This is a genomic window from Peribacillus sp. FSL K6-1552 (assembly GCF_038005205.1).
Classification (GTDB): domain Bacteria; phylum Bacillota; class Bacilli; order Bacillales; family DSM-1321; genus Peribacillus; species Peribacillus butanolivorans.
In genome coordinates this window covers 4,601,804-4,615,350 of the sequence record NZ_JBBOST010000001.1, presented here as the reverse complement: position 1 = coordinate 4,615,350, position 13,547 = coordinate 4,601,804, and the positions used below count along the sequence as shown (strand labels likewise).

General features: G+C 36.3%; 14 protein-coding genes and 1 other annotated feature. Of the genes, 6 read left to right on the top strand and 8 right to left on the bottom strand.

The features are described 5' to 3' along the window. Window positions 1–104 precede the first annotated feature (104 nt). Window positions 105–338, top strand: a complete 234-nt coding sequence (locus NST21_RS22215; RefSeq protein WP_340891306.1) for a hypothetical protein — start codon at window positions 105–107, stop codon at window positions 336–338. 46 nt (window positions 339–384) lie between these two features. Then, window positions 385–1,092, top strand: a complete 708-nt coding sequence (locus tag NST21_RS22210; protein WP_340891304.1) for a cytochrome c biogenesis CcdA family protein — start codon at window positions 385–387, stop codon at window positions 1,090–1,092. Window positions 1,093–1,211: 119 nt separating this feature from the next. Here the strand turns inward: NST21_RS22210 and NST21_RS22205 are convergent, their stop codons facing one another. Then, window positions 1,212–1,619: an HTH domain-containing protein gene (locus NST21_RS22205; RefSeq protein WP_340891303.1), complete on the bottom strand. Its 408-nt coding sequence runs from the start codon at window positions 1,617–1,619 to the stop codon at window positions 1,212–1,214. A 256-nt stretch (window positions 1,620–1,875) separates the two neighbouring features. Continuing rightward, window positions 1,876–2,111 (top strand) — a binding site (T-box leader). A gap of 58 nt (window positions 2,112–2,169) precedes the next feature. On the opposite strand from NST21_RS22205, the gene NST21_RS22200 reads away from it, so the two are divergent. Then, window positions 2,170–3,519 (top strand): amino acid permease, encoded by a 1,350-nt coding sequence (locus tag NST21_RS22200; RefSeq protein ID WP_340891302.1) that lies wholly within the window; start codon window positions 2,170–2,172, stop codon window positions 3,517–3,519. A 302-nt stretch (window positions 3,520–3,821) separates the two neighbouring features. Next, complete coding sequence (locus NST21_RS22195; RefSeq protein WP_056527158.1) at window positions 3,822–4,499, top strand: phosphatase PAP2 family protein; 678 nt, start codon at window positions 3,822–3,824, stop codon at window positions 4,497–4,499. A 162-nt stretch (window positions 4,500–4,661) separates the two neighbouring features. Here the strand turns inward: NST21_RS22195 and NST21_RS22190 are convergent, their stop codons facing one another. Next, complete coding sequence (locus NST21_RS22190) at window positions 4,662–6,050, bottom strand: L-cystine transporter (RefSeq protein ID WP_053347509.1); 1,389 nt, start codon at window positions 6,048–6,050, stop codon at window positions 4,662–4,664. Window positions 6,051–6,286: 236 nt separating this feature from the next. Then, a complete protein-coding gene (locus tag NST21_RS22185; RefSeq protein ID WP_340891299.1) occupies window positions 6,287–6,577 on the bottom strand; it encodes a DUF5643 domain-containing protein in 291 nt (96 codons plus the stop codon). 289 nt (window positions 6,578–6,866) lie between these two features. On the opposite strand from NST21_RS22185, the gene NST21_RS22180 reads away from it, so the two are divergent. Together NST21_RS22180 and NST21_RS22175 are read left to right on the top strand one after the other, a co-directional pair. Continuing rightward, on the top strand, window positions 6,867–7,373 hold the full coding sequence (locus NST21_RS22180) for a GNAT family N-acetyltransferase (protein WP_201186424.1): 507 nt from the start codon (window positions 6,867–6,869) through the stop codon (window positions 7,371–7,373). Between the two features lie 158 nt (window positions 7,374–7,531). Then, window positions 7,532–7,990 carry a VOC family protein gene (locus NST21_RS22175; protein WP_340891296.1) on the top strand — a complete coding sequence of 153 codons (459 nt, stop codon included), beginning with the start codon at window positions 7,532–7,534 and terminating at the stop codon, window positions 7,988–7,990. Between the two features lie 111 nt (window positions 7,991–8,101). Here NST21_RS22175 and NST21_RS22170 read toward each other — a convergent pair whose 3' ends face one another. The 5 genes from NST21_RS22170 to NST21_RS22150 all read right to left on the bottom strand — a co-directional run bounded on the left by NST21_RS22170 (window position 8,102) and on the right by NST21_RS22150 (window position 13,359). Further along, window positions 8,102–8,974 (bottom strand): DMT family transporter, encoded by an 873-nt coding sequence (locus NST21_RS22170; RefSeq protein WP_340891294.1) that lies wholly within the window; start codon window positions 8,972–8,974, stop codon window positions 8,102–8,104. A 552-nt stretch (window positions 8,975–9,526) separates the two neighbouring features. After that, window positions 9,527–10,207 carry a copper homeostasis protein CutC gene (locus tag NST21_RS22165; protein WP_340891291.1) on the bottom strand — a complete coding sequence of 227 codons (681 nt, stop codon included), beginning with the start codon at window positions 10,205–10,207 and terminating at the stop codon, window positions 9,527–9,529. A 280-nt stretch (window positions 10,208–10,487) separates the two neighbouring features. Further along, entirely contained in the window at window positions 10,488–10,868 is a 381-nt protein-coding gene (locus NST21_RS22160) for a VOC family protein (RefSeq protein WP_340891290.1), read from the bottom strand. 167 nt (window positions 10,869–11,035) lie between these two features. Then, window positions 11,036–12,268, bottom strand: coding sequence for an MFS transporter (locus tag NST21_RS22155; RefSeq protein ID WP_340891287.1), 1,233 nt, complete (start codon window positions 12,266–12,268; stop codon window positions 11,036–11,038). A gap of 56 nt (window positions 12,269–12,324) precedes the next feature. Beyond that, window positions 12,325–13,359, bottom strand: a complete 1,035-nt coding sequence (locus NST21_RS22150; RefSeq protein ID WP_340891286.1) for an ROK family transcriptional regulator — start codon at window positions 13,357–13,359, stop codon at window positions 12,325–12,327. Between the last annotated feature and the right edge of the window lie 188 nt (window positions 13,360–13,547).

Below are 13,547 nucleotides of genomic sequence, written 5' to 3'. Positions count from 1 at the left end.
AGAGTTGGTTTCGAGGTTTGGAAAATCCTCACTTTTACTTTTTAAAAATGGATGCAAATGATAGAATTAACACTTATTGTTAATGAGGGGGAGTGGAATAAATAATGGATCAAGACACAAAAGTGATTCAAGAGTTGCAAGTATTGAAGAAAAAAGTCGGTCATCTTGAAGACTTATTAACGGAGCAAGCGAATAAAAAAGAGAAGGTAGGACCAGTTCGTACCTTTATTGATGCTATAGTATCTTTGTTATTTGGCTTAATTGTTGTTGGACCGGTTGTTGTGGTCGTCGTTGGGGTTTTAATGGTTCTTGCATCATGGTTAGGGACGGAGTTTTAACACTTGAGGTGAGTATTAGGGAAATTTAGAAGCGGAGGAAAATAGATTGGTAGATTTAAATATCTTTTTAGCATTTAGCGCAGGAATACTTTCTTTTATATCTCCATGTTGTTTGCCTTTATATCCTGCTTTTTTATCTTATATTACAGGTTTTTCAGTTAGTGAGTTAAAAGAAGAAAGTAACAAATTAAATCGTAAGGCACTGTTTCATACCTTTTTCTTTTTGGTCGGATTTTCAATCATTTTTGTGGTGCTAGGGCTTTCGACATCGTTTTTTTATGAACTGTTTTATGAATATATTGATTTTATTAGACAAGCAGGAGCCATTTTAATCGTTATGTTTGGACTAATCATTGTCGGAGTTTTTCAGCCGAAATTTTTAATGATGGATAGGAAAATAACCTTTAAAAGCCGTCCATCTGGCTATCTAGGTTCTGTTTTGATCGGAATAGGATATGCAGCTGGATGGACTCCTTGTGTGGGTCCGATATTAGGTGCCGTAATGACCCTTGGGTTATATACGGGACAAGGTTTATTATATATGATTGCTTATATCCTTGGATTTTCAATACCTTTCTTTATCATGTCATTTTTTATCGGAAAATCAGGCTGGATAAGGAAGTATAATCATAACTTCACTAAAATTGGCGGATATTTCACGATTGTTATGGGTGTTTTCTTGTTTTTTGATTGGATGACTAACATGACTTCTTTCCTAACAAATTATGTATTTGGAGGCTTTACTGGTTTCTGAGTATCATACTTACTAAATGAGCTAATGATTTGCTAATTTTAATAAAGAAAAGAGGGTGCCCCTAACTATTCTGCGGTATATCCTCTTTTCGGAAGAATTAGGATAAAGTTAAGAACAAATCATTTAAATATATAATGCAAAAAAAGGACTGTTACTGCAAGTTTGTATCTTTTCTCGATTGAAAGAGAATCATTTTCTTTCATGAATTTTTCGATATCTTCACACTCAAGATTAGAGAATAAGGAGATCGTCTCTACTGGTATACCAAATTCATTGTTCAGTGCTTGAGTTATAGCGGAGACCCTTTCATTTGCATCGGTTGAAGGAATCCCTATGACTAAAAGGCCCACTAAATCTATTAGGTCCGTCATTTCTGTTTGAGTTATCGAAGAATGAATATTATGACCATTTGTAAAATCTAAAAGAACTTGTTCAGATATTCCGGTAATTTTACTTAATGATGCTGCAGGCATTTTATAATCATTTAGAAGAGTTTTTAATAACTCTTTAGGTTCATGACTAATCATCTTGAATAACCCTCTTTCACTTTTAACTCTATTATACTTATAAGAGACAGAATCAATAAATCCTGAAACAGCAGTTCTCCAGTGGACATACATCATACTTAATTTTAAATAGTATTTTACTGATTTTATATAGCAAGTTCACCACAATTCACTAAGATTTGTTTCTTTTAAAATGTTATTCTAAAAAAATTATTGACAAATTTACATCGAATCCGTATAGTATTGGATATTATTAAAAATATTCAGATATAATTTTCAAAACGCAAAGATCAGGAGTAGTAAAAGCAAATTATTCGGTAAAGAGAGCTGCGGGGTGGTGTAACGCAGTCCAATAATACTTTGAACTTGCCTGGGAGTGGTAAAGCAAAAGATTAGATCAAACCTATTCTCTTTGTTTTAACGATTAACCTTCGTTACAAGGTTTTTAAAGCAGGGTTCAAAAGAACCAATAAGAGTGGTACCGCGGTAAGCATAAGGCATATCGTCTCTTTCTTCATTTGATTATGAAGGAAGAGACGATATGCCTTTTTTGATTTTGGGAGGTAATGATATGGAAACGGACAAACGAAATTTACAGAGGACAATGACTTCACGGCATATTACGATGATGGCATTAGGCGGTGCTATTGGAGCAGGTTTATTCAAAGGAAGCAGTTCAGCCATTGATATGGCAGGCCCATCCGTAATTATTGCGTACTTAATTGGTGGAATCATCTTATTATTCATTATGCAAGGTTTAGCTGAAATGGCGGTCCGCAATAGCGGTGCAAGAACATTCAGGGACTTAGTTCAATCGATCCTAGGAAAGTATCCTGCCTATTTTCTAGATTGGATTTATTGGAAAATGTGGGTATTGAACATAACGGCAGAATCCGTCGTTGCAGCGATTTTCATTCAATATTGGCTGCCTGGATATCCAATTTGGATACTGGCATTAGCTGTTTCTGTGTTAGTTACAGCGATTAACTTGCTGTCGGTAAAGGTTTTTGCTGAAACTGAGTACTGGCTTGCGTTAATTAAAATTACCGTCATTATTGTGTTCATCATGGCTGGATTATTGTTACTGCTCGTAACTTTTGGTGATCATACAGCCGTCGGTTTCTCTAACTTGACTGACCATGGTGGTTTCTTTCCGAATGGATCAACAGGTTTAATCACTGCGATGCTTGTTGTGATCTATTCATATGGTGGTACTGAAATTATTGGGGTCACGTTAGCTGAAACGAAAAATCCCGAAAAAGTGGTTCCAAAAGCCGTTCGCAGTACATTGGTCAGGATCATTTCCTTCTATATCATTCCATTTTTCATCATCGTTAGTTTAATTCCTTGGAACGAAGTAAACGGGGTGCCTGAAAGTCCGTTTGTGATGGTCTTTCAAATGATAGGGATTCCAGGTGCCGACCATATTATGAACGCAGTTGTTCTACTAGCAATCATTTCATCGATGAACTCTGGACTGTATGGTTCATCTCGCGTTTTGTATACACAAGCCGTGGACGGTCGCATTCCGAAAATCTTTTCACGTTTATCCAAGAAGAAAGTTCCTGTTTATGCAATATTAATGTGTACTTCAGCTTTATATGGCGGTGTACTGATTTCCTTATTTGCTGGAAGCAAGACCTTCGATTTCCTAATGGGATCGCTGGGATATACCGTATTATTTATCTGGTTAATCATAGCTATAGCTCATCTGAAATCACGTAAAAAAAATCCTGAAAAAACAAGTGCCTATTCGGTTAAATGGTTCCCTTATACAACTTGGGCTGCGATCATCGCTTTAATAACGATCCTGATTGGAATCATTTTCACTACATCCATCATCGTAACGATTATGACACTTAGCATCTACTTCTTTATTACCTTAACTTATGTATGGAAAAGACGCTTTAATAAAATCTAGAAGGAAGAGGGATGGATAACCCTTTTTCTCTTATAGGTACAGTTCCAGTTTCATATGGTCAAGAAAAGTATTATCGAACGAATGAGAGAGTTGGATTAAGCAACTTATTTAAGCCATGGTATATATTAACATACCATGGCTTTTTTTATCATGAGAAGGTCTATTATTAGAAAGAGTCAAAGATATCCATTTAATAGTTCCTGGGAATCATTAAATCTAGCATGTTATGAGTCCAATTGAGTGCTAAATGTTGTATAATAATCTTTGGAAAATAACTAATTTATTGAAAGTCGGAGCGAACTATGAAAAACAATACTCTTTTCTCTTTTCACCCATTATGTTATTTATTACTTTTGGTACTTACTAGTTCTATTTACTCGATCATCAATCAATCAACAGGTCATGCTGTCAATGTTACGACTATAATAGATGGAGAGATTCCCTTTATTAAAGAATTTGTCGTTCCTTATTTACTTTGGTATCCGTATATATATGGATTGATGATTTATTACTGTTTTGTTGACCGCAAGCATTATTTTGTTGCATTAGGTAGTTTGATTAGCGGAAAACTTCTCTGTTTTATTGTATATTGTTTTTGGCAAACGACCGTACCACGTCCAGAAGTGGTGGGGAACGATATCTTTGCCAATTTAGTTCGACTTGTTTATAGTCATGATCAACCTGTTAACTGTTTACCTAGTATTCATGTACTGACAACATTTATTATGATGATCGTTGTGTATAAACGGAAAGACCAGCATAAATGGGAGTTTGCTAGTGTCACTGCATTTGGAACACTGATTATCTTATCCACGCTATTTACGAAACAGCATGCTGTTTTAGATGTACTAGCAGGAATACTCCTTGCATGTGGGGTGTATGTTTCGATACAGTATATGTTCCAAGCACTATCAGCCTATCAGATCAATCATTATGCAGGGAGACAAATAAAAAAAGAAATAAAAAATACGGATCTATAGGTCTTTTGAGAAAATGCCTTGATCCGTTTACAAGAAAAATGCCACTGTAAGATACGTATATCTTACAGTGGCATTTTATATAGGCTTCTTAAGTAAAATCATTATACAGCCAATGAAAAAAGCACCAATCTTCAAGAAATAAGAAGATTGGTGCTTTTGCTTTTACATTTCAGCTTCTATTTTCAATGATGATTCTTCGCTGAATTTTTCCTTATCCAGGTCACCCGTTATTTTACTTGTTAGAATACCTGAAGTCATGCTTCCGCTGACATTCACAGCCGTTCTTCCCATATCGATCAATGGCTCAACGGAAATCAAAAGTCCTGCCAAGGCAATTGGCAAGTTCATTGCTGACAATACTAGAATAGCAGCAAAAGTTGCTCCTCCACCTACGCCAGCAACTCCGAAAGAGCTAATGGCTACAATGGCAATTAACATGGCAATAAAGGATGGTGTTAGAGGGTCAATACCCACTGTTGGAGCGATCATGACGGCTAACATGGCCGGATAGATGCCGGCACAGCCGTTTTGACCAATCGACAAACCGAAGGATCCAGCAAAGTTGGCAATTCCTTCAGACACTCCTAATTGTTTCTGTGTTTGGATGTTCAATGGCAGAGCACCCGCACTTGTTCTTGAAGTGAAGGCAAACGATAATACTGGGAAAGCTTTTCTCAAATATACAACTGGATTCAATCCGGCAAGCGTCAACAATAACAAATGAATCAAGAACATGACAATTAGGGCGACATAAGAGGCTCCCACGAATTTTCCTAATTTCAGGATAGCGTCCAGATCACTTGTCGCTACCGTCTTAGTCATGATAGCCAAGATTCCATAAGGCGTTAAACGTAGAATTAACGTTACCACGCGCATGATGATGCTGTGCAATGTATCTACTATTTTAGCAAAAAACTCAGCATGTTCAGGCTGCTTCCTTTTGACCCCTAAATAGGCAATCCCAAGAAATGCAGCAAAAATCACAACAGAAATAGTTGAAGTCGGACGGGCTCCCGTTAAATCCTGAAACGGATTTGACGGAATCAATTCAAGGATTTGTTGCGGCATCGTTTTATCTTGAATGGTACCGTATGTTTCCGTTATTTGATCCCCACGGCTTAACTCTGCATCTCCTTGCTCAATTTGAACGGCTTCTAAATTGAACACAGTTGCGGATGTAATCCCCACGGCTGCTGCAATCGCAGTCGTTCCAAGCAAGATCCCGATAATCAGGACACTGATCTTTCCAATATTGCTAGTTAGTTTCAACCTTGTAAAGGCTGACAAGATAGAGATGAAAACAAGCGGCATAACAATCATTTGCAGAAACTTAACATATCCAGAACCTACAATGTTAAACCAATCGACTGATTTAACAATCGCTTCTGACTGAGGTTCATAGAAATACTGCAAAAGAAGTCCGAATACAATCCCTAATCCAAGTCCAGTAAAGACCCTTTTTGTAAAAGAAACATGTTTCTTATTCATATAAAATAAAACGCCTAAAAGTACGAGCATAATAGCAAGATTTAAAAATACATAACCAATCATATATTTCCCTCCTCAATTCCGATTATCCAAATAAGATTAATTAATATCTGAAATTATAATACATCATTTTTTATTTATTTACCAGAAGAAAATTATTTATTTTTGACTTGGAGAGGAATTCATGTATTTATCCATATTCAAGAACTGAATAAGAAGGAACAATAAAAGAGAGGTATACATGAACCTTTCTCCACTCACGGATCAGGGTTTCAGTATACCTCTCATAGATACAATTATTACTTCTTCATATCAATCACGATATCATCCAATACCAACTCTTTGGGAGCACTTCCTGGTTTTGTTGGGAAGGATGACACCTTTTCTTTACCATCTTCCGTTATGGTTACTTCCCCATGATTCTCTGAAGTGAAATTACCTAAGGACAAATGAGGGGTTGCAATCAGTTTCGTAGCGTTCTGATCAATTTTTTGGAAGGTTTTACTCCAGCTCATATTATAAGAACCGAAACCTTTTCCTCCGTTGCCTTCACCAGCGTACACATTTCCTAAGTCATCTTTAATGGTCAATTCAACATAGACATCATCCCACTTGTTTTAAACCAAGTTGGAAACTTCTTGATTGTAATGAACGACAAATGACATCGGTGATATCGCGATTTTTTCAACGGACACCTTTACTCCATATTGATCTACACTTTTATTGATAACCTTTTCGTTGTTCTCAAAAAGATTTGGGAACTTGATAGGGAAGGTATTATCAGGAAGGATATGTAAATAGGTTTCTTGAATTATAGGGTATTGAAGTTATCAAACTTTGTAAAGATGAGCCAAGTGTTTTGGAAAGGGATGAGTAGTGATGGAAATATTTATTGATAGGCTAAATGAACGAGATGCGGAAGAGTTATTTACATTTGAATGCAATAATAGAAGGTTTTTTGAACAAACGGTCCCAAGTCGTGGAGATGATTATTATACCTTCGAAACGTTCAAAAATAGACATAGGGAATTATTAAAAGAACAAGAAGAAAATATCTCATATTTTTATCTCATTAAGAATGACTCAGGCTCAATTGTCGGAAGAATTAACTTGGTAGATATTGATAATACCAATGGCTCGGCACATGTGGGTTATAGAATTGGAGAGAAGTATACGCAAAGGGGAATAGCCAATAAAGCATTAAAGCTATTAGTAAACACAGCGGCAGAATTAAGTGTAAACCAGATACATGCGAAAACAACAAGTAACAATATTGCCTCTCAAAAAGTTTTAGAAAGAAACGGATTTATACGGATTTCTATTAATGAGGAAAAAAATGAACACGGTCAAAAGGAAACGTTTATCTATTATTGTAGGACAATATAAAAATTCGGACTGAAAAATAGGCGATCGAGATATTTAGGAGATGAACCAATGAAAAAAATGATAGAACATACAACATTCCCAAAATATGTTACCGGCATGAATGTTTCGCAAGAATAGTAAAAGCTTTCATTACTTAGAATGAGAACGGAGAATCTACTATGATAGAAGGTTTATATGAAGCCCATTTACCTGTTAAAGACTTAGCCATTTCAATGGAATTTTATAAGAAAATAGGCTTGAAAATGGCATGGATGGATGAAGATACTGCCTTCTTTTGGATCGAGGAAAACAAAAGTTGGGTAGGTCTGTGGGAGGGGGAAGAATATCAAACTCCATATCACCCTTCACTACGGCATATCGCTTTTCGAGTATCTTATGAAAACATGAAAAATGCTTTGACTTGGCTTCAATCCCTGAAAATTGAAGTTGTCCCTTTTGGAAAAAGAACGTCCATTGAACCTTTTGTTCGTCCTCATCAAGGAAACGCTTCCGTCTATTTTAATGATCCAGATGGTAATAGTTTGGAGCTTATGTGTTCAATAGAAGTACCTGATGCATATAAGCATATGACCAAAAAACTTTCACTTGAAGAATGGGATGAATTGCTTACTAAGTAACTCATTTATCTATTAATAAAGTCGTTTAGAAAATAATAAAGTGTTTTAAAATTAATAGTAGTTATATAAAAAGCTGATCGGCAATAACACCAATCAGCTTTTTCCTGATGCTTATTCTTCTCGAATGACAAAGATAACACCAATAAAGATTAATATAGTACCCATCCAAAAAGGCAGGCCAATTTGCTCACCTAGCAATAACCACCCTAAAAAGGTACCGACTATAGGCTGGAAGAAGAAAAATAATCCGCCACTTGAAGCATTAAGCATTTGTAATCCGCGATTCCATAGTAAAAAGGCACATGCTGTCGATATGACTCCCAAGTATAAAAGACCGCCCCAAATAGTTGGATGCATCATGGCTTGGAAGTCGAGTTTATCCAATCTATTAATTGTAAAAGGCGTAAGTAAGACAATTGAAACAAGAATAGCATAGGTTGTTACCACAATTTGTGAATATTGCCCGGGGACACGCTTAATAAGAACAGACATAAGCGACCATGTTAGTGCTGCAATAAGTAGCGATACCGCACCAAGTTGATTAGATGAATTGATATGCGCATTTCCGACTATAATACAGACACCAATTGTTGCTAAAATAATTGAAAGTGCTTTTTTAAACGTAATTTTTTCTTTTAAAATAATTCGCGCAAATAGCACCATGAATGCAGGTGTTGTTGAAGTAATAATAGCACCCATTTGTGCGGTAGAAAGCATCGTACCAATTTCTTGGGTTACAATGGAAATTGTATTTCCAATAAGCCCAATCATGAAAATTAACAACCAGTCTCGTTTTTCAATACGCCAGGATTGTTTTGTTACAACGCCAATAATTAGCAATGCAACAATAGCAATTACATAGCGGAACCATACTAATTCAAGTGGTGGAACAGAGTCTACCACAACCTTTACCACAACATACATCCCGCCCCAAATACTAGCAGCGAGTGATAAATATAAAGAACCTAATAAGGTGTTTTTCATTTTGCGCCCTCCGTTTTCTCTAGACAAATAATTCTGTCCTTAACGGAGTTGTAGTTTTCTACCGTTAAGGGAGAATAACTACAGGTACATCATTTTCAAATAGTGGTGAATACATCATCAGATTTCAGCTCACTTTCATAATGTTTTCCTAATCATACAATAATTTGGTTGAATTGAGTATATAACTGTTCAATGAATTGGGTTTTATTACGAATCAAAAATTTAATGAATCAATCATAAAAGGGACCAAAAAAACTGTAGACAAACTCGATGAAAATCGAGTTTGTCTACAGTTTTTTTGAGGGTTTTAAAAATTCGAACGTTGATTTCCATTCCAGGCACTCGCTTTCCGCGGGCGGTCCGGGAGCCTCCTCGGCGCCTTTGCGCCTGCGGGGTCTCCCTTGGACGCGCTTTTCCCGCAGGAGTCTCGCACCTTCCGTTCCAATCAACTTTGTTTTAACAATTAGATATAACCGCTTTTTCAACAAACTGAAGGGACCAAAAAAATGGTCCCTTTCCTAATGATGAAATTAACATAAGAGATCCTTTTCATTAATCCTTTAGCATGTTTACAATTTCTTTCGCTTTTTCTAATTGAACCCCTTCAATGAAACTGCTATTTTTTCTAACAGCTGTACCGAAATGATAGTAACCGGTATTTAGTTCGGAATGGATAGAAAGGATATTATCTTTATTTAAGCCGCTGCCGACTAAAATCGAGATGTCGCCGCAGGCTTTTTTCATTTGGTGAATGGTTTGCATACGGCTGGAGAAATCCCCATGTCCACCGGAGGTCAATATCGTTGTAATTTCCGGATACTGTGCTAGCATTTCAGCAGCTCGTACTGGGTCAGGCGTATCATCGATGGCTCGGTGGAATGTAATCTCCAAACCTTCACATGCTGTTAATAGTTCTTTGAGGTATATTTGATTGATTTCATTTTTTTCATTTAATACACCCAATACGACGCCGTTTGCCCCCAATGAGGAAATAATCTTTATATCATTTTTCATAATACTCAGATCATCAGGAGAATACTGAAATGATTGGCTATGAGGCCTTACCATCACGTTGACTGGAATGCTTACCGAACTGACGACAGCTTCTATCAGGGCATAACTGGGAGTTAAACCGCCCTCAGTTAAAGCACAAACGAGCTCGATACGGTCTGCACCTGATTTTTCAATTAAAAGGGCATCTTCTATGGTTGTGGCAATAAATTCAATGTACATTAGATTTTCCTTTCTTAACAAGTTCTTTGGTATCCTTCATAGGAATCACAATAATAAAAGTATATCATTTTGTTGCTGTTGTTTAATTTTTGGATAAAACAATTTAAGTGTCAGAAGAACAGTGACAATAAACTGGTTTATAAAAGAAAGTTTCATTACAAAAGAATAAGCATTTCATTTTCAAAAAAAGGGTGGTTTTTTAGAAACGAAATCAGCTTTCTTAAACCTATGTAACGTAACTACAGTCACAATCAATTTTATCATGAGGTCTGATTTTCTGTTAGATTGTTATCTCTACCTGATTTCCTTCAGGGTCACTTACTACGCTTTCATAATAACCATCCCCAGTGATACGTGGGCCGTTCAACACAGGGTATCCTGCTGCTTTTAACGTTTCTGTTAATTGATCGACATTCTCTTTACTGCCCACAGAAAAAGCGATATGAGCATATCCTGTTATTGGGGTAGTCATTTTATCTTGTATTCCTTTCTGTCGCATAACTTCTAGACGTGATCCAGTTTCGAAAGAAATAAAATAGGATTCAAATTGCTTTTCCGTATTACGGTATAAACGATTGGCTGTGCCCTTGAAGTACTGCGCGTAGAACGCACACATTGATTCCAGATCATTCACCCAAATAGCTACATGTTCAATTTTCATCATCTTCACCTTATTCGTTTGTATAATTAACGCTTTGCCTTATTATTTTTTACATAATCATTCAACATTGTCTCTTTATCAGTTTTTTTCATACTAAACAACTACTAATCTTTATTTACATTTATATAAAAATAAGCAACTTAGTTATCAATGCAGACTCTATATCACTAAAGTACTTTAGAATTCGTATTTTTCCCCTTAAAAATATCCTTCTTTTTCAATAAGACATTTAATTTTTCTGAACCCAATATCATTGCTACAACAAAAACAACAATAAAAAACGGGAAGATTCCTATTGTTGATTGAGATGCAATGAAACCAAGAAGAGGAGGCATAAACGTACTACCTGTATAGGCAACAGCCATTTGATAGCCCATAATTGTCTGAGAATGCTCCTTTCCAAAACGTGCTGGTGTTTCATGTAACATGCACGGAAATATCGGTGCTAATCCTAATCCAATCATGATAAAGCCTACAAGTGAGAAACTAGACGGCAATGGTAAGAATAGAAGTGCCGCACCAGCTAATGCTGTTATTTGGCCTACCCGAATGAGAGTACGGTTACTGACCTTTAAAGTAATAAAGCCCGTAATAAATCTGCCAATTGTTATTCCTGCGTAATATAGCGAAACCCATTGTGCAGCTACCGCTACGGGTAACTCCTTAACATTTACCAGAAAGCTACTTCCCCATAGGCCCATTGTTGCTTCAACACCACAATAAAACAAGAAAGATATCAGAGCTAGCTTAACTCCCCTAATCTTCAAAGGTTTTATATCTTTAGCATCTTCATCATAAAATACACTTTTTGAATCTTCCGGCTCTTCACTTAAAGTAACATTGCTGTTTCTTGCGACCCTATTCCATAAAGGCAAAGTGAAGAATAGGATTACAACTAATGCGAACTGAATTCCAGCAATAGCAAGATATCCTTGTCTCCAAGAATTTTGCTCTGAAATAAACTGAGACATAATGATTGGACCAAGTGTAGCCCCAACTCCCCAGAAACAATGTAGCCAACTCATGTGGTGTGCTTTGTAATGTGTAGCAACATAATTGTTTAATCCTGCATCAACAGATCCTGCACCTAATCCAAGTGGTATGGCACAAATAATTAACCAAACAAGCGATGGAGCAAAAGTGAAACCTAGCAAAGCCCCAGCAGTCATTAAGCAACTGACAAATGTAACATTCCCAGTTCCGAACCGTTTAAGTACAGTTCCGCTTGCTAAACTGGAAATAATTGTACCACCTGCTATCGTCATAAAAAGCAAGCCAGCAGTCTCAAGCCGTGCTCCATATTCCAATTGCATCACAGGCCATGCAACTCCCAACAATGAATCAGGTAAACCTAAGCTGATGAAAGCCAAATAGATGATTACTAAAAAGAATGTAGCCATGTATATAACCCGCCTTTAATTTTTTTTGCGGTGCTCCATTTTACTTCTGATTCGTTTTACCTGCTTGTTCCAGTGATCATGAGATCAAGTCCAAGATTTTGTAATCCATATAGATAGTCTTGTTTCCAATCACTCATTGTTATCTCTGGAAGATGTTCTACTGGGATATATTTTGAGCTCCCTATTACAATTTGGTCTATTATTAATTTGTTCACTTCATCATTGCAAAAAATGATCGTATGAGGGTTAATAATTGCTACAAACGTAGCTACTAAACGGCTAATTGCATCAATCTCATATTCCTCACGGATAGTTGCTTTATTAGGTCCACTTCCATTTTCTAAAGCTTGCAGAAAATTTCGGTTATCATACTGCGGGACGAATGAAACCTCTCCCGAGAAAAAAGTACTTCCTCGCACCACATCTCCATTTATCATAATTCCTGCACCTGGACCATTTTGACCGGAATACAAATATATAAGGGATTGATTGTCATTATTCCCCTTATTATTGTGATATCCAAGAACTGCAGCATTCATATCGTTCTCTACTACCACAGGGATAGAAAAACGATCCTCATAGTATCCTTTTAAATCAAAATTTTGAAAATGCTCGTAGCCTGGTATATAAAAAATCCGACCATTATCAACCGAACCAGGGACACCAATTGCCATAGAACTAATCTTTGAGTATTTAGCTATAATGTCTTCAATATACTTGGTTAATAATTTTAGATTATCATCTATTAATACACTTGACGTTTTTCCCTGTTCCTTCACTTCACCCAAACAATTAAAAATTGTATAATTTGTCTCTGTTCTCTCTAAAAATAGTGCTAAACCTAACATATGTTCAGGATTGTATGCATATCGTTTTGCTCTTCTTCCACCACTAGAATCATCGAGGCCGACTAAAATAAGTTCCCCATCCTTCTCCATCTGCGCTAGGAATTTACTTATTGTCGGGAAACTAATTCCTAATTTATCGCTGAGTTCAACTTTTGTTGCACTTCCAAGTTCTAAAAGAGTTGTACGAATACCATTAAGGATAACCTTCTTCATAGATTTTGGAGTAACGAATAACTCATTCATAATGTTCACCACCTAATATAAAAAACTTATTAAAGATCTTTAATAAGTTACGATGATACTATATCATATACAAGTTTGGGAAACAATGGAAAACCGATTTGAATATTTATTATTTATACAACTTACAAATACTAGCATTGCTCTTTCTAAGTCTGGCCCAAAACACGAGTAACAATGCCGTTATATGG

Excerpts from the sequence above, each read along its gene's own strand:
- NST21_RS22150 (WP_340891286.1), bottom strand. The coding sequence starts at position 13,359 with ATGAATGAGTTATTCGTTACTCCAAAATCTATGAAGAAGGTTATCCTT.
- NST21_RS22170 (WP_340891294.1), bottom strand. The coding sequence starts at position 8,974 with ATGAAAAACACCTTATTAGGTTCTTTATATTTATCACTCGCTGCTAGT.
- NST21_RS22175 (WP_340891296.1), top strand. The coding sequence starts at position 7,532 with ATGATAGAAGGTTTATATGAAGCCCATTTACCTGTTAAAGACTTAGCC.
- NST21_RS22205 (WP_340891303.1), bottom strand. The coding sequence starts at position 1,619 with ATGATTAGTCATGAACCTAAAGAGTTATTAAAAACTCTTCTAAATGAT.
- NST21_RS22200 (WP_340891302.1), top strand. The coding sequence starts at position 2,170 with ATGGAAACGGACAAACGAAATTTACAGAGGACAATGACTTCACGGCAT.
- NST21_RS22160 (WP_340891290.1), bottom strand. The coding sequence starts at position 10,868 with ATGAAAATTGAACATGTAGCTATTTGGGTGAATGATCTGGAATCAATG.
- NST21_RS22215 (WP_340891306.1), top strand. The coding sequence starts at position 105 with ATGGATCAAGACACAAAAGTGATTCAAGAGTTGCAAGTATTGAAGAAA.
- NST21_RS22180 (WP_201186424.1), top strand. The coding sequence starts at position 6,867 with ATGGAAATATTTATTGATAGGCTAAATGAACGAGATGCGGAAGAGTTA.
- NST21_RS22190 (WP_053347509.1), bottom strand. The coding sequence starts at position 6,050 with ATGATTGGTTATGTATTTTTAAATCTTGCTATTATGCTCGTACTTTTA.
- NST21_RS22195 (WP_056527158.1), top strand. The coding sequence starts at position 3,822 with ATGAAAAACAATACTCTTTTCTCTTTTCACCCATTATGTTATTTATTA.
- NST21_RS22155 (WP_340891287.1), bottom strand. The coding sequence starts at position 12,268 with ATGGCTACATTCTTTTTAGTAATCATCTATTTGGCTTTCATCAGCTTA.
- NST21_RS22165 (WP_340891291.1), bottom strand. The coding sequence starts at position 10,207 with ATGTACATTGAATTTATTGCCACAACCATAGAAGATGCCCTTTTAATT.